Source organism: Micromonospora sp. A200, assembly GCF_029893845.1.
Classification (GTDB): domain Bacteria; phylum Actinomycetota; class Actinomycetes; order Mycobacteriales; family Micromonosporaceae; genus Micromonospora; species Micromonospora purpureochromogenes.
In genome coordinates this window covers 232,054-248,656 of record NZ_JARXXY010000005.1, presented here as the reverse complement: position 1 = coordinate 248,656, position 16,603 = coordinate 232,054, and the positions used below count along the sequence as shown (strand labels likewise).

General features: G+C 73.6%; 18 protein-coding genes. 9 read left to right on the top strand and 9 right to left on the bottom strand.

The genetic code is table 11. The features are described 5' to 3' along the window. Window positions 1-301 precede the first annotated feature (301 nt). The gene (locus tag M2302_RS07840) at window positions 302-1,021 is read right to left on the bottom strand and encodes a SigB/SigF/SigG family RNA polymerase sigma factor (RefSeq protein WP_231925471.1); all 720 of its coding nucleotides are present in this window, start codon (window positions 1,019-1,021) and stop codon (window positions 302-304) included. A 482-nt stretch (window positions 1,022-1,503) separates the two neighbouring features. Here M2302_RS07840 and M2302_RS07835 point away from each other — a divergent pair, with 482 nt between their 5' ends. After that, window positions 1,504-2,280 carry a hypothetical protein gene (locus tag M2302_RS07835; RefSeq protein ID WP_280837243.1) on the top strand — a complete coding sequence of 259 codons (777 nt, stop codon included), beginning with the start codon at window positions 1,504-1,506 and terminating at the stop codon, window positions 2,278-2,280. Here M2302_RS07835 and M2302_RS07830 read toward each other — a convergent pair. Next, complete coding sequence (locus M2302_RS07830) at window positions 2,209-3,798, bottom strand: phospholipase D-like domain-containing protein (RefSeq protein ID WP_280837255.1); 1,590 nt, start codon at window positions 3,796-3,798, stop codon at window positions 2,209-2,211. The two genes, M2302_RS07835 and M2302_RS07830, sit on opposite strands and share 72 nt — an antisense overlap. A 136-nt stretch (window positions 3,799-3,934) precedes the next feature. Between M2302_RS07830 and M2302_RS07825 the strand changes: the two genes are divergently transcribed. Beyond that, entirely contained in the window at window positions 3,935-4,063 is a 129-nt protein-coding gene (locus M2302_RS07825; RefSeq protein ID WP_257028442.1) for a hypothetical protein, read from the top strand. A gap of 46 nt (window positions 4,064-4,109) precedes the next feature. Here M2302_RS07825 and M2302_RS07820 read toward each other — a convergent pair whose 3' ends face one another. Both M2302_RS07820 and M2302_RS07815 read right to left on the bottom strand, forming a co-directional pair. Beyond that, window positions 4,110-5,096: a pirin family protein gene (locus tag M2302_RS07820; protein WP_280837242.1), complete on the bottom strand. Its 987-nt coding sequence runs from the start codon at window positions 5,094-5,096 to the stop codon at window positions 4,110-4,112. A 10-nt stretch (window positions 5,097-5,106) separates the two neighbouring features. Beyond that, the gene (locus M2302_RS07815; RefSeq protein WP_210777351.1) at window positions 5,107-5,586 is read right to left on the bottom strand and encodes a MarR family transcriptional regulator; all 480 of its coding nucleotides are present in this window, start codon (window positions 5,584-5,586) and stop codon (window positions 5,107-5,109) included. A gap of 159 nt (window positions 5,587-5,745) precedes the next feature. Here M2302_RS07815 and M2302_RS07810 point away from each other — a divergent pair, with 159 nt between their 5' ends. Beyond that, complete coding sequence (locus tag M2302_RS07810) at window positions 5,746-6,273, top strand: GNAT family protein (RefSeq protein ID WP_280837241.1); 528 nt, start codon at window positions 5,746-5,748, stop codon at window positions 6,271-6,273. A 25-nt stretch (window positions 6,274-6,298) separates the two neighbouring features. Next, entirely contained in the window at window positions 6,299-6,886 is a 588-nt protein-coding gene (locus M2302_RS07805; RefSeq protein WP_280837240.1) for a DUF1684 domain-containing protein, read from the top strand. Between the two features lie 52 nt (window positions 6,887-6,938). On the opposite strand, the gene M2302_RS07800 is transcribed toward M2302_RS07805, so the two are convergent. After that, window positions 6,939-7,526, bottom strand: coding sequence for a general stress protein (locus M2302_RS07800; protein ID WP_154938322.1), 588 nt, complete (start codon window positions 7,524-7,526; stop codon window positions 6,939-6,941). 108 nt (window positions 7,527-7,634) lie between these two features. Here M2302_RS07800 and M2302_RS07795 point away from each other — a divergent pair, with 108 nt between their 5' ends. Genes M2302_RS07795 through M2302_RS07785 form a run of 3 tightly spaced genes read left to right on the top strand, consistent with a single transcriptional unit; the run spans window position 7,635 to window position 10,810 of the window. After that, window positions 7,635-9,482 (top strand): glycoside hydrolase family 15 protein, encoded by a 1,848-nt coding sequence (locus M2302_RS07795; protein ID WP_280837239.1) that lies wholly within the window; start codon window positions 7,635-7,637, stop codon window positions 9,480-9,482. Continuing rightward, window positions 9,482-10,261 carry a glucose 1-dehydrogenase gene (locus M2302_RS07790; protein WP_280837238.1) on the top strand — a complete coding sequence of 260 codons (780 nt, stop codon included), beginning with the start codon at window positions 9,482-9,484 and terminating at the stop codon, window positions 10,259-10,261. Before M2302_RS07795 ends, M2302_RS07790 begins: the two co-directional genes overlap by 1 nt. Before the next feature lie 48 nt (window positions 10,262-10,309). Next, window positions 10,310-10,810 carry a metallophosphoesterase gene (locus M2302_RS07785; protein ID WP_280837237.1) on the top strand — a complete coding sequence of 167 codons (501 nt, stop codon included), beginning with the start codon at window positions 10,310-10,312 and terminating at the stop codon, window positions 10,808-10,810. Window positions 10,811-10,813: 3 nt separating this feature from the next. Here M2302_RS07785 and M2302_RS07780 read toward each other — a convergent pair whose 3' ends face one another. Beyond that, window positions 10,814-11,029, bottom strand: a complete 216-nt coding sequence (locus tag M2302_RS07780; protein ID WP_210777358.1) for a DUF3072 domain-containing protein — start codon at window positions 11,027-11,029, stop codon at window positions 10,814-10,816. Window positions 11,030-11,129: 100 nt separating this feature from the next. Here M2302_RS07780 and M2302_RS07775 point away from each other — a divergent pair, with 100 nt between their 5' ends. Together M2302_RS07775 and M2302_RS07770 are read left to right on the top strand one after the other, a co-directional pair. Then, on the top strand, window positions 11,130-12,077 hold the full coding sequence (locus M2302_RS07775) for an FAD-dependent oxidoreductase (RefSeq protein WP_280837254.1): 948 nt from the start codon (window positions 11,130-11,132) through the stop codon (window positions 12,075-12,077). Between the two features lie 101 nt (window positions 12,078-12,178). After that, window positions 12,179-13,171, top strand: a complete 993-nt coding sequence (locus tag M2302_RS07770) for an anti-sigma factor RsbA family regulatory protein (RefSeq protein ID WP_280837236.1) — start codon at window positions 12,179-12,181, stop codon at window positions 13,169-13,171. Here the strand turns inward: M2302_RS07770 and M2302_RS07765 are convergent. The 3 genes from M2302_RS07765 to tnpB all read right to left on the bottom strand — a co-directional run bounded on the left by M2302_RS07765 (window position 13,130) and on the right by tnpB (window position 16,602). Continuing rightward, a complete protein-coding gene (locus M2302_RS07765) occupies window positions 13,130-14,416 on the bottom strand; it encodes a cation:proton antiporter (protein WP_280837235.1) in 1,287 nt (428 codons plus the stop codon). The genes M2302_RS07770 and M2302_RS07765 overlap by 42 nt on opposite strands. Window positions 14,417-14,485: 69 nt before the next feature. Further along, window positions 14,486-15,199, bottom strand: a complete 714-nt coding sequence (locus tag M2302_RS07760) for an HAD family hydrolase (protein ID WP_280837234.1) — start codon at window positions 15,197-15,199, stop codon at window positions 14,486-14,488. After that, window positions 15,196-16,602 (bottom strand): IS607 family element RNA-guided endonuclease TnpB, encoded by a 1,407-nt coding sequence (gene tnpB / locus M2302_RS07755; protein ID WP_280837253.1) that lies wholly within the window; start codon window positions 16,600-16,602, stop codon window positions 15,196-15,198. The genes M2302_RS07760 and tnpB overlap by 4 nt, the downstream gene beginning before the upstream one ends. Window position 16,603 lies beyond the last annotated feature (1 nt).

Below are 16,603 nucleotides of genomic sequence, written 5' to 3'. Positions count from 1 at the left end.
GGGGGGGGGGGGGGGGGGGGGGGGGGGGGGGGGGGGGGGGGGGGGGGGGGGGGTGGGGGGGGGGGGGGGGGGGGGGGGGGGGGGGGCGCCCCCCCCCCCCCCCCCCCAACCCCCCGAGGCGCGGGGCGTCTGCCCGGATGCGCTCCGCCCGCGTGCCGGGCCGTCCGGGGTGGCGGTGCGGGATCTGTCGGTGCTGCGGTGCGGGGTGTGGGCGCGGAAAGGCCCGGTCGGCGAACCGCCGACCGGGCCCGAAGGACGCGACGGTGACCGGGTCCGCCGACCCGGCCGCCGTCAGCGCACCCTAGTAGGTTCCGTCGAGCTGACCCCGCAGCTTGGTCAGCGCCCGGGCCAGCAGCCGCGAGACGTGCATCTGCGAGACGCCGATCTGCTCGGCGATCTGCGACTGGGTCAGGTTGCCGTAGAAGCGCAGGGTGAGGATCTTCTGCTCGCGCTCGTCGAGCGTGGCGAGCGCCGGGCCGAGGGCCACCCGCAGCTCGGCCAGCTCGAACTCGCTGTCCTCGCCGCCGAGCATGTCGCCCAGTTCGGTCGCCCGGTCGCCGTCGCCGGTCGGGGTGGACAGCGAGACCGCGTTGTACGCGCGGGCGCCCTCCAGGCCTTCCAGCACCTCTTCCTCGGTGAGCTTGAGGTGGGCGGCGATGTCGGCGACCGTCGGCGAGCGGCCGAGGGTCTGCAGCAGCGAGCTGTTGGCGTCGGAGATGGCCAGCCGCAGCTCCTGGAGGCGGCGGGGCACCCGGATGTCCCACGTGCGGTCGCGGAAGTGCCGCTTCAGCTCACCGATGATGGTCGGGATGGCGTAGCCGGCGAAGTCGACGCCGCGGGAGGGATCGAACTTGTCGATCGCCTTGATGAGGCCGACGGCGGCGGTCTGCGCCAGGTCGTCGGTGGGTTCGCCGCGACCGCTGTAGCGGTGGGCGAGGTGGTTGGCGAGCGGCAGCCAGGCCTCGATCGCCCGGTCCCGCATCGCGGCGCGGGACGGATGGTTGGCGGGCAGCGCGGCCATCGCGTTGAGCAGGTCGGCGGCGCTGTCGGTGAGCGTGCGCGGGTCCAGCTTCTCGGTGGTCGGCGCGGCGGTGGCCGGCTGCTCGGTGGTCGCTGGCGCGGTCATGGGTGGTCCTCCCTGCACCTCGTCCGCGGACAAAAAGACGTGACGCTTTGGTTTAGCTTCAGATGGTCCGTTCGGGACTCACCTTAGCCTGATCGGCTTGACGAAATCTAGCCGAAAGGACGATGTGCTTAAGTAATTTCGAGACATGAAGGGGGCGTAACGGGCATAAACTCGCGGGTTTGTGATCACCGTTACCGGGTCGCTTGACCGATGGCGGTGTCCGACGGACACCCGTTCGTCCCGTCCGGTCGGCCGGGCGGGACGACCGACCGGTCAATCGAGAAACCGACATGGCGGACGAGTGTCGGCTTTCCGTCGTTGTCCCGTCGACAGGACCGCACGTAGCGTCGGCCTACACCCATCGGTACGGAGGCGTCGTGCTGGACCCCGCGGATCCGCAACTCGTCGTCGACAGTCGCACGCTGCACTTCAGCTGGCTGCCGGCGGATCCGGACGCCGTCGCCGCGCTCGTGCCGTCCGGGCTGCGGCCGCGCCGGGACCGGCAGGTCTTCATGAACCAGTACGTGGTGGAGGACGACTCCCAGACCTCCGGCTTCGGCGCCTACTCGCTGACCTACCTCGGGGTGGCCCTGGACGGGGTGAACGCCCCCGGCGGGGTGACGCCGGGCGGCTGGTGGACGCACTACATCACCTCCAGCCCGCTGGTGCGGGAGTACGCGGCCGCCCGCGGCGCTCCCGCGGTGCTCGGCCGGACCACCATCGACGTGCGGGGCGAGGCGCTGGTCGCCGAGACCGTGGCCGACGGGTCGCCGCTGATCCGGGCCCGGGCGCGAATCGGCGAGACCGGGCACCTGGTCCACTCCGGGCACCACCGCTACTTCACCCGCTGCGGCGGTCAGCTGGTCAGCTCCGTCTACCCGTTCATCTCCGAGACGGTCGACCCGTTCGAGATCGAGTCGGTGGAGTTCCTGGAGCCCGGGCACCCGGTCTACGCGCTGCGCCCGGAGAACCCGCTGCTGATCACCTGGGGCTTCTACGCGCCGCGCACCGCGTTCGCGTACCCGGGTGGGCTGACCCCGTACCCCGGGCAGCAGGCGCGGGCGGAGGCACGTGGCGACGCCTCACCAGGTGCCGGCGCGCCGGGCCCGCAGCGGTCTGCCGTCCGGGTCGTAGACCAGCCGGTACGCCGGTAACGCCCAGAGCCGGGTCAGCCACGGCAGCCGCTCCGGCCGGTGCGGGCGCAGCCGGCCCGGGGGCCGAGGGCCCTGCCGACCGCCGTCGTACCACCGCTGGAGGGCGTCGGCCGCCGAGGTGATCGCCTTGACCGCCGCTTCCGGGTCCAGCAGGTCGGCGTCCTCGCCGCCGTCCGGGTCGCGGTCGAGGTGCTCGCGCCACAGCCGCAGCCGCAGCTCCCGGGCGAAGACCCGGGCGCCGTCGCCCGCGCCGGTCGGATCGGTGGGCGCCCGCCCGTCGCGGGTGTCGTCGAGCACCGCGCAGGACAGCTCGCTGTCGTGCGTCCAGGACCGGCGGTTGAAGTTGTCGCTGCCCACGCTCGCCCAGACGTCGTCGACCACGCAGACCTTCGCGTGCACGTAGACCGGCTCGCCCTCGCGGTTCTCCAGGTCGAACACGTGCACCCGGTCGGGGGCGGCCTTGTCGCAGAGCGAGAGCGCCTGCTCGCGGCCGACCATGTTCGGTGGCAGGGCCAGCCGGCCGTCCACGTCCGGGTAGCGGGGCACCACCGCCACCAGGTGCAGGTCGGGATTGTCCCGCAGCGCGTCGGCGAACAGCTCGGCCACCTCGGTGGACCACAGGTACTGGTCCTCCAGGTAGATCAGCCGGCGGGCCCGCCGTACCGCCTTGGTGTAGCCGCGGGCCACGGTGCGCTCGCCGTCCGGCGCGAAGGAGTAGCGGGGGCGGACCGCCGGGTAGGTGCGCAGCACCTGGATCCGGTGCGGGCCGCAGGGCGGCGGGTCGGCCGGCTGCTCGGGCAGCGGATCGGGGCTGAGGTCGGCGCCGCGCAGCCGGTCGCGCAGGTAGGCCAGCGGGTTCTCCGAGTCCAGCGGCATCGGGTCCGTCCAGCGCTCTCGGAACGTGGTGTCCAGCGCGCCGACCACCGGGCCGCGGACGGCGAGCTGCACGTCGTGCCAGGGCGGGTGCGGACCGTACCGGGGGGACATCTGCACGGACTGCGGGTCGCCCCGGTGTGCCGCGTCGTCGCGCCGGCTGTGGCACAGGTCGATGCCGCCGGCGAAGGCGATGTCGCGCTCCGGGGCTCCGGGGTGTCGCAGTACCACCAGCTTCTGGTGGTGCGAGCCGCCCCGCCGGACCCGCTGGTCGAGCAGCACCTCGCCGCCGGCGGCGCAGATCGCCTCGCTGAGGGTGCGGTTCTCCGTCTCGCTGTAGGAGAGGGCGTCGAGGTGAGAGCGCCAGATCAGCCCCTTGACCAGGACGCCCCGCTGGGCCGCCCGGGCGAAGAGCTGGGTCACCGTCGGACCGTCCGGGCGCATCCGCTGGTCCGGGTCGCCGCGCCAGTCGGTGAAGAACAGGTGGTCACCGGCGCGCAGCGCCTCCACCTCGTCGACCAGCCGGTCGAAGTACGCCGCGCCGTGAATCAACGGCTCGGCGAGGTTTCCCGCCGTCCAGACGGGTAACACCGAGACCGGGTTGGCGCGTTCGTCAGCGGTCAGGAACCAATCCTGCGTCGCCACGTTCCAGCCCCCCGAGGTCGTCGACAACGTCCTCACGGTAGGTGTCCTGCCGCCGGTACGCACGCCGGGCCTGCTCCGCGTGCCCTGGTGGTGGCACCTGTCGGACCCGAGACCCGCACACCGAGGAGGCCACAGCATGCCCGCCGAGACGACGAACCCCGTGACCGAGTACCGCCCTCAGGCGGTGGAGAGTGAACGGGGTGCGCTGTTGGCGGTGTTGCTCATGGTGATCCTCGGGGTCGCCGGAATCTTCGCCGTCTCCTGAGGCCGACGCGGGGCGCCCCGGTGGACCGGGGCGCCCTGGCGTGCGATCAGGGACGCTTGCCCTGGCCGCCGGTGTGCGGCAGCCGCTTGGCGGGGACGACCCCGAGCCGGCCGGCCTGGAAGTCCTCGAAGGCCCGGACCAGTTCGGCGCGGGTGTTCATGACGAACGGCCCGTAGTGCGCCACCGGCTCCCGGATCGGCCGGCCACCCATGATGAAGAGGTCCAGCGCCGGGGTGCGGGCGTCCTGCCGGGCGTCGGCGGTGACCCGCAGCGCGTCGCCCGGCCCGTGCACGGCCAGCTGGCCGGTGCGCACCGGCCGCCGGTCGGTGCCGACGGTGCCGCGGCCGCCCAGCACGTAGACCAGCGCGTTGAAGTTCGGCCGCCAGGGCAGGCTCAGCTCGGCGCCGGGCTGGAGCGTCACGTGCGCGATGGTGATCGGGGTGTGGGTCGAGCCCGGGCCCCGGTGCCCGGCCACCTCGCCGGCGATCACCCGGATCAGCGCCCCGCCGTCCGGCGTGGTGAGCAGCGCCGCCTCCCGGCCACGGATGTCCTGGTAGCGCGGCGGCTTCATCTTCGCCACCTTGGGCAGGTTGACCCAGAGCTGGAGGCCGTGGAAGAGGCCGCCGCTCATCACCAGGTGCTCCGGCGGCGCCTCGATGTGCAGCAGGCCACGGCCGGCGGTCATCCACTGGGTGTCGCCGTTGGTGATGGTGCCGCCACCACCCTGCGAGTCCTGGTGGTCCATGATCCCGTCGATCATGTAGGTCACGGTCTCGAAGCCGCGGTGCGGGTGCCAGGAGGTGCCCTTCGGCTCGCCCGGGGCGTAGTCCACCTCACCCATCTGATCCAGGTGGATGAACGGGTCCAGCTCGGTCATCGGCACCCCGGCGAAGGCCCGGCGCACCGGGAAGCCCTCGCCCTCGTAGCCGCGCGGCGCGGTGATCAGGCGGCGCACCGGACGGAAGCTGGTGCTCTCGTCGAGCCGGGGCAGGCGGGGCAGGACGAGGACGTCGTCGACGGTGATGGCGGGCATCGCGAACTCCTTAGTCGCTCAGGGTGGACGACGCGTCGCGGTCGGCGCGCAGGCGCCGGCCGAGTCGTTCGAAGACCCGGGTCAGGGTGGCGACCTCGGCGTCGTCGAGGTCGTCCATCAGGTGCCGGCGGACCGAGGCCAGGTGCCCCGGCGCGGCCTCGCGCAGGGCGAGCAGCCCGGCGGCGGTCAGCACCGCCTCGCTGCCCCGGCGGTCCTGCGGGCAGGACTCCCGGGCGACCAGGCCGCGCCGCTGCATGGACGTGATCTGGTAGGTCAGCCGGCTGGGGGAGAAGACCAGGCGGTCGGCCAGCTCGCCCATCCGCAGCCGCTGCCCCGGAGCCTCGGCGAGCAGGACCAGCACGTGGTAGTCGGCGAAGCTCAGGCCGCGGTCGGCGCGCAGGTCGTCCTCCAGCTGGGTGAACAACCGCTGGCTCGCCTCGATGTACGCGCGCCAGCCGGCCATCCGCGCGCTGTCCAGACCCTCCGTCACGGCTACGACTGTAGCACTCCTTCAAATTTAAACAAGCCCTCTTCGAGCTGTCAGTAGCGGGCGGAGCGGGGCCGAGCGGCCGGGTAATCCCGTTTTGAAGGAACGCGATCGGCGGAAAGCGCGGGCGGGCCGGCGGGACGCCGTGCCACACTCCGGCCCGTGGATCCCGTCGAGCTGACCGCCCCCGGCCTGCTGCTGCGCGCCTGGCGGGCACGGGACGCTCGGGCCGTGCTCGCGGCGCTGCGGGAACCCGAGGTCGAGCGGTGGAACCCGCAGGGCGTACGGGACGAGGCCGGGGCGCGCGAGTGGCTGCGGCGGCGCGCGGACACGGCGGCGGTGGACCGGCTGTCCCTGGCGGTGACCGACGCGACCGACGGCACCCTGCTCGGCGGGGCCTCGCTCTTCCAGATCCACGACGGCAACGCCTCGATCGGCTACTGGACGGCCGCCGCCGCGCGGGGCCGGGGAGTGGCCTCCCGGGCCGTCACCGCGCTCGGCGGGTGGGCCTTCGCCCACCTGGGTGTGCACCGCATCGAGCTCTGCCACGCGGTCGCCAACCCGGCCTCCTGCCGGGTCGCCGCGCGGGCCGGGTACCTGATCGAGGGCACCATGCGCGACTCCCACCGGTACGGCGACGGCCGCCGTCACGACGAGCACCTGCACGCCCGGCTGGCCACCGACCCCTGACCCCTGGCCCGGCTAGGCTCGGCGGGTGGACGATCTCGAACTGCTCGACTGGCGGGAGCGGGTGGCCCGGCTCTACCTCTCCGACCTCGACCTGGCCGGCTTCCGGACGGCCCGCGACGAGCTGTTCGCCGGGCACCCGCAGAGTCCGGTGCCCGCCGCCGACCGGGCGGCCTTCACCGGGCTGGGCTGGTTCCCGCCGAACCCGGACGCCGTCGTGGAGGCGCCGCTGCGCCCCGCCTCGGGCACCGAGAGCATCGACACCGGCGGCCCGGACGGCGTGGTGACCTACCGGCGGGTGGCGGTGGCGCAGACCCCGTGGGGCCCGCTGACCCTGTGGTGGATCGAGGCGTACGGGGGCGGGCTCTTCGTGCCGCTGCGCGACGGCACCTGCGGCCGGGAGAGCTACGGCGGCGGCCGGTACCTGACCGACACCGTCAAGGGCACGTACGGCCGGGGGCTCACCGTGCTGCCCGGCGGGCGGGTACGCCTGGACGCCAACTACCTCTACAACCCCAGCTGTGCCTACGACGACCGGTGGGCCTGCCCGCTCGCCCCGCCGGAGAACCGGGTCGACGTGCCGATCCGGGCCGGCGAGCTGGCGTACCGGGCCTGACCCACGCCGCGACGCCCCGGCGCGCGGTGCGCCGGGGCGTCGGGGTACGTGCTCAGCGGGCCGTCGCGCCGGTCGGGGTGAGGTGCATCCGTCCCAGCAGCTGACGCGCCTGGTCGGCGAGGTTCGCGTCCACGGTGACCGCGTACTGGCCGGCGCGCAGCGAACTGGCCGAGGTGAAGTCCCGCTGGCCGCCGGACATGGCGTGCGCGACCGCACCGAAGACGGCACCCCAGATCGCGCCGATGACCAGCCCGACCAGGATCACCGCCAGCCAGTTGCCGACCGTGAAGATGCCGAACAGCAGGCCGATGAAGAGCCCGAACCAGGCTCCGGTGCCCGCGCCGAGCAACGCGGCGCGCCCGGTCGTCAACCGGCCGAGCACGGTCTCCACCAGGGTCAGGTTCGTCCCCACGATCGCGGTGTGTTCCACCGGGAACCGGTTGTCGGCCAGGTAGTCCACCACCCGCTGTGCGGACGGATAGTCCGGGTACGAGCCGATCGTCACGGTGGGCGGCCCGGTCTGCGGGCCGTGCCCGTCACCGCTGGGCGCGGCCGGCCGGCCGGCCGGACCGGACGGGAGGTTCTCGTCGCCCGGCATCCCGGGACGCCAGGCCGCGGTCGGGTTCGAGGGTCTGGTCATCGCTGCCTCCTTCGTCGGCCACCCGTCTTCCCGACGGTCCCCACCGGTAACGCCCAACCGCCGCCGACGTCGAGGAATGCTGCTTCGCCGGCCCGGGTAGGCACCGGCGTGCAGAGCGGACGGATCAGTGAGCACGGGTTCCTGGCCGACGGCAGCAGCGCCGTGCTGGTGGATCGTGCCGGCTCGGTGAACTGGTGGTGCCCCGCCCGGTTCGACGCGCCGTCGGCCTTCGGGCGGCTGCTCGACGACCGGGCGGGGCACTGGTCGATCCAGCCCGAGGGCGGGTACACCAGCGAACGCTCCTACCTGGACGACACGCTGGTGCTGCGTACCGTCTTCACCACCACGACCGGCGCGGTGGCCGTCACCGACGCCCTGGCGCTGGAGCCCGGGGCGCGCGGGCACGACATCGGCCGGCGCTCCCCGCGGGTGCTCGCCCGGGTGGTCGAGGGACTCGCCGGCGAGGTGCCAATGCTGGTGGACTACCAGCCCCGGTTCGAGTACGGGAGGGTCAGCGCCTACCTGACGAACTCCGATGGGGTGATCGACGCGGCCGGCGGCGGCTGCCGACTGCGACTGCGCGCCGACGTCGCGCTGGACTGCGGAGAGGACGGGGCCACCGCCCGGATCACCGTCCGCGCCGGGGAGACCTACCGCTTCACCCTCGGGCACGCCCCGGCCTACGGCGACGCGCAGCCGGCCACGCCCGACGCCGACCAGGTGGTCGCCGATGCCGTCGCCGGCTGGCGGTCCTGGGCGGCGCTGCACGACGACTACCAGGGCCGCTACCGCGACGCGGTGCGGCGCAGCGCGATGGTGGTGCAGGGCATGACCTACGGGCCCAGTGGAGCCGTGGTGGCCGCGGCGACCACGTCGCTGCCCGAGCAACTGGGCGGTGACCGCAACTACGACTACCGCTTCGTCTGGGTGCGCGACTTCAGCCTCACCCTTCAGGCGCTCTGGCTGGCGGCCTGCCCGGACGAGGCGAACCGGCAGTTCTCCTGGGTGGGCCGGGCGATGGGCCGGATCGGCGACGAGCCGGTGCCGATCATGTACGGCGTCGACGGCGGACGGGACCTCACCGAGCACGCCCTCGGCAACCTCTCCGGCTACGACGGCAGCCGACCGGTCCTGGTCGGCAACGACGCCTGGCGGCAGCGGCAGAACGACGTGCTGGGCGAGGTCCTCGACGCGGCCTGGCTGATGCGGTACTACCTGGACCCGATGTCGCCGGACGTCCGTCACCTGCTGCGCGCGCTGGCCGACCGGGCGGTGTCGGACTGGCGGCGGCCGGACGCCGGGATGTGGGAGGCGCGCGACCGGGAGCGGCACTACGTCTCGTCCAAGGTGCAGTGCTGGACGGCGCTGGACCGGGCGGTCCGTTTCGGCTCCCGGCTGGGCGACCCGGCGGACGTAGCCCGCTGGGCGGCGGCCCGCGACGAGGTGCGGGCGGCGGTGCTGACGCGCGGCTGGAACGAGCGGCTCGGCGCCTTCACCGGGGCCTTCGACTCCGACCAGTTGGACGCGTCGGTGCTGCTCATGCCGCTGGTCGACTTCCTGCCGGCGGACGACCCGCGGATGCGCTCCACGATGGACGTGGTGGAGCGGCGGCTGTCCCGCGACGGCCTGCTGCGCCGCTGGGACGACGACCCCGCGGGCTTCGTCATCTGCTCGTTCTGGCTGGTCGGTTGCCTGGCCAAGGCGGGGGAGCGGGACCGGGCGGGCCGGGTGTTCGAACAGCTCGCCGCCCGGGTGAACGACCTCGGGCTGTACGCCGAGCAGATCGACCAGGCGACCGGGGAACACCTCGGCAACTTCCCGCAGGCGTTCTCGCACATCGGCCTGATCAACGCGGCGGGTCATCTCACCGCCGCCGACGAGCGGGCTCGCAGGGCCACGGAAGGCGACCGACAGCCCGTGCCGGCCGGTACGGGACCCAGGGAGGGAGCACGCTGATGACCGGACGACTGTCAGGCAGGACCGCCCTGATCACCGGCTCGGACTCGGGTATCGGGCAGGCCACGGCGATCGAGTTCGGCCGGGAGGGCGCCGACGTGGTGGTGCACTACCTACACGACCACGCCGGGGCCAACCACACCAGGGCCGAGGTGGAGAAGGCCGGCCAGCGGGCCATGGTGGTGCAGGGCGACATCAGCGTCGAGCACCAGGTCGAGGCGATGTTCGACGAGGCCCTCGCCGAGTTCGGCACCCTGGACGTCCTGATGAACAACGCCGGCGTGGACGCCTCCGGCATCCCCGTCGCCGACCTGGACACCGAGACCTGGGACCGGGCCATCCGGATCAACGTCTACGGGACGTTCTTCTGCTCCCGCCGGTTCGTGCGGCACCGCCGCGACCAGGGCGGGCAGGGAAAGATCATCAACATCACCTCGATCCACCAGGAGGTGGCCCGGGCCGGCGGCGCGGACTACGACACCAGCAAGGGCGCGATGTTGGAGTTCGCCAAGAGCCTCGCCCTGGAGGTGGCGCCGATGCGGATGAACGTCAACAACATCGGACCCGGGATGGTGCTCACCCCGTTCAACCAGCGGGCCATCGACGATCCGCAGTACCTGGAGGAACAGGTGCAGTCCATCCCGTGGAAGCGGGCCGCCCAGCCCGGCGAGATCGCCAAGCTGGCCGTCTTCCTCGCCAGCGACGACGCCGACTACGTCACCGGGTCGACGTACTTCATGGACGGCGGCCTGATGCAGAACCAGGGCCAGGGCGCCTGAGCGCGCCGGGTGCCCACCCGCACCCGATGCCTGCCGGAGAATGGCGGGATGCGCCTGGTCATCCTCGCCGACACCCACGTACCGAAGCGGGCGCGTGACCTGCCCGCGCCCGTCTGGTCAGCGGTGGAGGCCGCCGACGTGGTGGTGCACGCCGGTGACTGGGTCGACGTGGCGCTGCTCGACGCGATGAGCGCCCGGGCCCGCCGGCTCGTCGGCGTGTACGGCAACAACGACGGCCCGGAGCTGCGGGCCCGACTGCCCGAGGTGGCCCGGGTCGAGCTGGACGGCCTGCGGGTGGCGGTGGTGCACGAGACCGGGCCGAAGACCCGGCGCGAGGAGCGCTGCGCGGCCCGCTTCCCCGACCGGGACCTGCTGATCTTCGGCCACTCGCACATCCCGTGGGACAGCGTCGCCCCGGGCGGGCTGCGGCTGCTCAACCCCGGCTCGCCCACCGACCGGCGGTCCCAGCCGTACGCCACCTATCTGACCGCGCGGGTGGCGGCGGGGCGGCTCGACGAGGTCGAGCTGCACCGCCTGCCCCCGCGCTGAGGGTCACCGGCCCCGGCCGGTCTCCTCCTGCAGCTCGTCGATCCGCCGGGACGCCTCGGCCTTGGTCAGGTCGTCCGGCACCTCCTCGCCGGCCTCCCGGGCCAGCGTGTGCAGGTACGACTCCTGGGCGGCGGTCGGCGGCTCCTCGCCGGTCACCCACTCGTCCGGGTCCTTGATCGCGCCCCGCGGATCGGGCTGCTGCCTGTTGCGGTCGGCCATGATGTCCACCTTTCTTCGAACAGGTGTACCCCTACCCACGGTGTCGGTCCTTCATGCCGCCCGCCGCCGACGCACATACGATCACCCGGTGGACTCGGGCGTGATCGTGGTGGGAGCCGGCATCGCCGGCGTGGCGTGCGCGACGGAGCTGGTCCGGGCGGGCGTCGACGTGCAGATCCGGGAACGGGGCCGGGTGGCGGGCGGGCGGTTGGCCAGCCGCCGCTTCGACGGCCGCCCCGCCGACACCGGCGCCGCGTACCTCACCGTCGACGACCCGGACTTCGCCGAGGTCGTGCGGGGGTGGCGGACCGCCGGGCTGGTCCGGGAGTGGACCGACACCTTCGTGGCGTACGGCCCGGACGGCCGGCGCGAGGTGACGGGTCCCACCCGCTGGGCCGCCCCGCGCGGCCTGCGCTCACTGGTCGAGGAACTGGCCCGCGACCTGCCGGTGAACGTGGAACGGCTGGTCATGACGGTGCAGCCGGGCCCGACGGTGGACGGAGCCCGGTGCGCCGCGGTGGCGCTGTGCATGCCCGGCCCCCAGGCGGCGCTGCTGCTCGACCCGGAGCTGGCCGCCGCGACCCGTGCCGCGCTTCAGCAGCGCTGGGCGCCGACGCTCACCGCGGTGCTGCGCTTCCCGAGCCGCCGCTGGCCCGACTTCCGGGGCGCCTTCGTCAACGACCATCCGCTGCTCGCGCTGGTCTGCGACGACGGCGACCGGCGCGGCGACGGCGCCCCGGTGCTCGTCGCGCACACCACGCCGGAGTTCGCCGCCGGTCACCTGGCCCAGCCCACCGCCGCCGGGCCGGCCGTCGAGGCGGCGGTCCGCGACCTGCTCGGGCTGCCCGAGCCGGCCGAGCTGGTGCACGTGCACCGCTGGACGTACGCCCGCCCGACCGCCGGCGGGGACGGGACGTACCACCTTGACGACGACGGGATCGGGCTGGCCGGCGACGCGTTCGGCCGGCCCCGGGTGCAGAGCGCGTGGCGCTCCGGACGGGACCTGGGGCGCGCCCTGGCCGAGCGGGTGCTCGCCGTGCGTGGCTGACCGGTACCGGTGCGCGCACCCGGCCGCCGGCGGGGGGCGTATTGTCGCCTCGGGGGAGGTGTGCGCGACGTGGACGGGGATTCCGGACGGCGGGGGACGGCGTGACCGGCCGGGGCCTGCGGCACGACGCGCTGCTCTACGCCGACGACCACGACTACCTCGACGCCATCACCGCCTTCGTGGCGGCCGGCCGGGCCGCCGACGAGCCGGTCCTGGTCGCCGTCCCCGCGTACCGGCTCGCCCAGGTCGGGACCGCTCTCGGCGCGGTCGCCGGGGTGACCCTCGCCGACATGAGCGCCATCGGGCGCAACCCGGCGGCGATCATCCCCACCGCCCTGCGCGACTTCGTGCACCGGTTCCCCGGCCGCCGGCTGCGGATCGTGGGGGAATCGCTCTGGCCGGGCCGGCGGCCGGCGGCGTACCGGCACTGCGTCGAGCACGAAGCCATGATCAATCTGGCGCTCCCGGCGTACCCGGTGAGCGTGCTCTGCCTCTTCGACCGCTCCCGGCTGCCCGTCGACGCCCTCGCCGACGTCGGGCGGACCCACCCCGTCGTGCGCAGCGGGGCGCTGGCCCGGCCCAGCGCCGGCTACCAGCAGCCCGAGACGGTGCTGGCCGGCTGCGCCGAGGCGCTGCCCCCGGCCCCGGCCGACGCGGCGACGCTGCGGGTCGAGGCGGCCGGCCTGGCCGCGCTGCGGGCCGCCGTCGCCGCCACCGCCGTCGCCGCCGGACTGCCCGCCGACCGCGTCGACGACCTGCGGATCGCCGTCACCGAACTGGCCGCCAACGCGATCACCCACGCCGGCGGGTCCGCCACGGCCCGCTGGTGGGTGGCGGCGCCGGACGAGCTGGTCTGCGAGATCAGCAGCCACGGCATGCTGACCGACCCGCTCGCCGGCCGGATCCCGGCCCCGGTGTCGGCCGAGCGGGGACGCGGGCTGCTGCTCGTGCAGCAGCTCTGCGACCTGGTCGACATCCGCACGGTGGACGGTGGCACCACCGTCCGGGTGCACCTGGACCTGCCGGCGCGGGTCGCGGTGCCCGCCCCGCGGTCAGCCCCGGACGCCGCCGAGTGCGGGCTCGCCCCGTTCTGACGGCTCCTTCGTGCGCTCGCCCGCCCGGTCGAGCAGCTGCATGACCGGGGTCGCGGCGATCCCGTGCACCACCACGGACACCACCACCACCAGCCCGACGGTCGCCCAGATCAGGTCGGCCTGGGGGAAGTCGGTCCTGCTGGTGGCGTACGCCAGGTAGTAGAACGACCCGACGCCACGGATGCCGAACAGCGAGATCACCCAGTGCTCGGCCGGTCGGCCGGGGGCGCCCCGCAGCGACAGCCAGGCCACCAGCGGCCGGACGACGAAGAGCAGGGCCAGTCCGACCGCCGCCGCCGGCCAGGTCAGCGGGGCCAGCAGGCCGTCGATCACGGCGCCGCCGAAGAGCAGCAGCAACAGCACCGTCAGCAGCCGCTCGACCTGCTCGGCGAAGTCGTGCAGCACCGAGTGGAACTCGTGGGTACGCTCGGCCGCCCGGATCGCCCGCGCGGCCACGAAGACGGCCAGGAAGCCGTACCCGCCGATCACCTCCACCAGCCCGTACGCCAGGAAGGTGGCGGCCAGGGCGAGGAAGCCCTCGGCGTGCCGAGCCAGCCGCAGCTCGCTGGGGGCGCGGAAGAACAGCTTGCCGAGCAGCCAGCCGACGAGCAGCCCGCCGCCGACGCCGACGACGAGCTTGTAGAGCACGTCGACGGTGAACCAGTCGGCGAGCCAGTCCGCCGGGGCGAGGCTGGTGGTGGCGATGGCGATGGCGGCGTACACGAACGGGAAGGCCAGCCCGTCGTTCAGGCCGGCCTCCGAGGTGAGGGCGAAACGGACCTCGTCCTCGGAGTCCTCCACATCGGTGGGCTCGCCCACCTGCACGTCGGCGGCGAGCACCGGGTCGGTCGGGGCCAGCGCCGCCCCCAGCAGCAGCGCGGCGGCCGGCACCAGGCCGGCCCACCACCAGCCGAGCAGCGTCACCGCCGCGATGCACACCGGCATCGCGATCGCCAGCAGCCGCCAGGTGGACGACCACCGCCGCCAGCTCAACGGCCGGTCGATCTTGAGACCGGCGCCCATCAGGGCGACGATCACCCCGACCTCGGTCAGGTGGGTGGTCAGCTCCGGATGGGCCAGCGGGTCCGGCGACGGCAGCCCGGTGGGCAGCAGGAAGACCAGCATGCCCAGCCCGAGGAACGCGATCGGCATGGACAGCGGGCGGCGCTCCAGCACCCGGGGCAGGATCCCGGCCAGCAGGGCGCCCACGCCCACCAGCGCGAACGCGACATCGACCGGTTCCACGCCCACCACCTCTCGCACCTCGCCCGCGCCCGCGCGCGAGGTGGGGACTGTGCCCCGTGCTCCGGGGAGCTAAGCCTCGGTGTCCGGCTTGTCCCGCGGTGACGTCCGCCTCGGTGTGACGAGGGGGGAGTCGGCCAACGCGGCCAGCAGTGCCGCCGGGTCGTCGTAGACGGCGACCGCGCCCGCCCCGGCCAGCTCACCCCGGCTGGTGCCGCCGCAGGTCAGCCCGATGCAGGGGATGTCGAGCTTGGCGGCGGCGGCGACGTCCCAGACCGAGTCGCCGACGAAGACCACCCGCCGGGCGTCCAGGCCGGCCTGCCCCAGGGCGGCCACCAGGATGTCCGGCTCCGGCTTGCTCTGCTGCGCGTCGGCGGACGAGGTGACGGTGTCGACCGCGTCGTCGGCGTCCAGCGCGGCGCGCAACGCGCCGACCTCGTGCTCGGCGGCGGAGGTGGCGAGCACCACCCGCAGGCCCCGGGCGGCACAGGCGCGCAGCAGCTCCGCCGCGCCGGGCAGCGGGGCGAGGCGCTCCCAGTACTCGGCGAAGAGGCTGTCGTGCGCGTCGCGCAGCTTGCCGTCGGCGGCCCGATCCCGTTCCGGGCCGAGCAGGTGGTCCAGGAGCTTGTCCGAGCCCATCCCGATGGACCGGTGGATCAGCGACATCGGCACCCGGTGCTCGGCCTGCCGCAGCGCCTCCCACCAGCTCACCGTGTGCAGGTAGGTGGTGTCGACCAGGGTGCCGTCGACGTCGAAGAGGACGCCGGAGGGACTCTCTGCGCTCATGGGCGTCCTCCTACCGTTACCGTTCCGTGGGCTTTGCTGAGTACACGGTTGGTAGTCCCGCCTTGCGGTGGGACGGTCCCGGTCTGACCCGCTTTCGCGGTGCCGGGTAGACGCTTCGCAGCCACCAGCCCCGCAAGCAGGGTCTTACGGTCGGCTCCACGTCCGTTTGACGACTCCCGGCCACTCCGGGCGTCGGCAACCTCGCGCGCCAGGGCGGTGAGGTTGAGCGCGGCGTTCAAGTCTCGGTCGAGGATGAGGCCGCAGGCGGTGCAGGCGTAGGTTCGCTCGGACAGGGCCAGCTTGGTTTTCACCGCGCCGCAGCCCGAACACGTCTTGGAGGATGGATACCAGCGGTCGGCAGTAACCAGCCGACCTCCATTCCATTCGGTCTTGTAGGCGAGCTGCCGTCGCAGTTCGCCGAAGCCGGCATCGGCGATGTGCCGGGCCAGAAGGCGGTTGCGCAGCATCCCGGCGACGTTGAGGTCTTCGACAACGACGGTGCCGTGCTCCCGTGTCAGTCGGGTGGTGAGCTGGTGCAGGCCGTTACGCCGCAGGTTCGCCACGCGGGCGTTAGTACGGGCGAGCGCATCCTGGGCACGTACCCACCGCTTTGATCCTGCTCGGTGCACCCGTCGGTCGGGGGTTACGCAGCGGGTCACCGCGCGGGCGAGGCGCCGCGTCCGCCGCGACGCGGCCACGAGGTGGTGCGGGTTGGGGATCTGCTCGCCGGTGGACAGCACCGCGAGGTGCTTCACGCCGAGGTCTACGCCGACTACCGAGCCAGCCCGGGCGGGGATGCAGGTGGCACGCTGCACCTCGCAGGTCAACGACACGAACCAGCGCCTGCCCTCGCGTCGCAGCGTCGCGGACAGGATCCGCGCGCTGCCTGCCTCCACCCGCCGAGCCAGCTTACGAGCCGACTCGTGCAAGCGCAGCGCACCCAGCCGGGGAAGGGTGATATGCCGCCGGTCAGCCTCGACGCGGATTACGCCGGTGGTAAATCGAACAGTCGGCGCACTGCGGCGGCGCGACTTGAACCGGGGAAAGCCAACGAGGCGCCCCTTGCGCGCGCCCTTACGTGAGTCGCCCCAGTTCTTCAACGCTCGAGCCAGGGCGTCGAGTCCGGTGTTGAACGCCTCCTTGGAGCATTCCCGCCACCACGGCGCAACCTCATCCTTGCTGGCGTTCCACGCTTTGCGCAGGGCTGGCAGCGTCCACCCGATCGCCGGGGTGAGCAGTTCATCGGGCACGCCGTAGGAGCGTTCGGCGGCGCGCTGGTCCATCACCGCTTTCACGCGGGCGAGGGCCCAATTGTGCGCCACCCGGGCCGCCCCGGCGTGCGCCAGCACCGCGCGTTCCTGCCGTGGAGTCAGGTCGAGCGCGTAGCGGTACGCCTGCATCATC

What these genes read in the sequence shown, in the direction of transcription:
- M2302_RS07840 (WP_231925471.1), bottom strand. Translation starts at nt 1,021, where the DNA reads ATGGCCGCGCTGCCCGCCAACCATCCGTCCCGCGCCGCGATGCGGGAC.
- M2302_RS07825 (WP_257028442.1), top strand. Translation starts at nt 3,935, where the DNA reads ATGCCCGCCGAGACGACGAACCCCGTGACCGAGTACCGCCCTCAGGCG.
- M2302_RS07820 (WP_280837242.1), bottom strand. Translation starts at nt 5,096, where the DNA reads ATGCCCGCCATCACCGTCGACGACGTCCTCGTCCTGCCCCGCCTGCCC.
- M2302_RS07800 (WP_154938322.1), bottom strand. Translation starts at nt 7,526, where the DNA reads ATGACCAGACCCTCGAACCCGACCGCGGCCTGGCGTCCCGGGATGCCG.
- M2302_RS07790 (WP_280837238.1), top strand. Translation starts at nt 9,482, where the DNA reads ATGACCGGACGACTGTCAGGCAGGACCGCCCTGATCACCGGCTCGGAC.
- M2302_RS07785 (WP_280837237.1), top strand. Translation starts at nt 10,310, where the DNA reads ATGCGCCTGGTCATCCTCGCCGACACCCACGTACCGAAGCGGGCGCGT.
- M2302_RS07780 (WP_210777358.1), bottom strand. Translation starts at nt 11,029, where the DNA reads ATGGCCGACCGCAACAGGCAGCAGCCCGATCCGCGGGGCGCGATCAAG.
- M2302_RS07760 (WP_280837234.1), bottom strand. Translation starts at nt 15,199, where the DNA reads ATGAGCGCAGAGAGTCCCTCCGGCGTCCTCTTCGACGTCGACGGCACC.
- tnpB (WP_280837253.1), bottom strand. Translation starts at nt 16,602, where the DNA reads ATGATGCAGGCGTACCGCTACGCGCTCGACCTGACTCCACGGCAGGAA.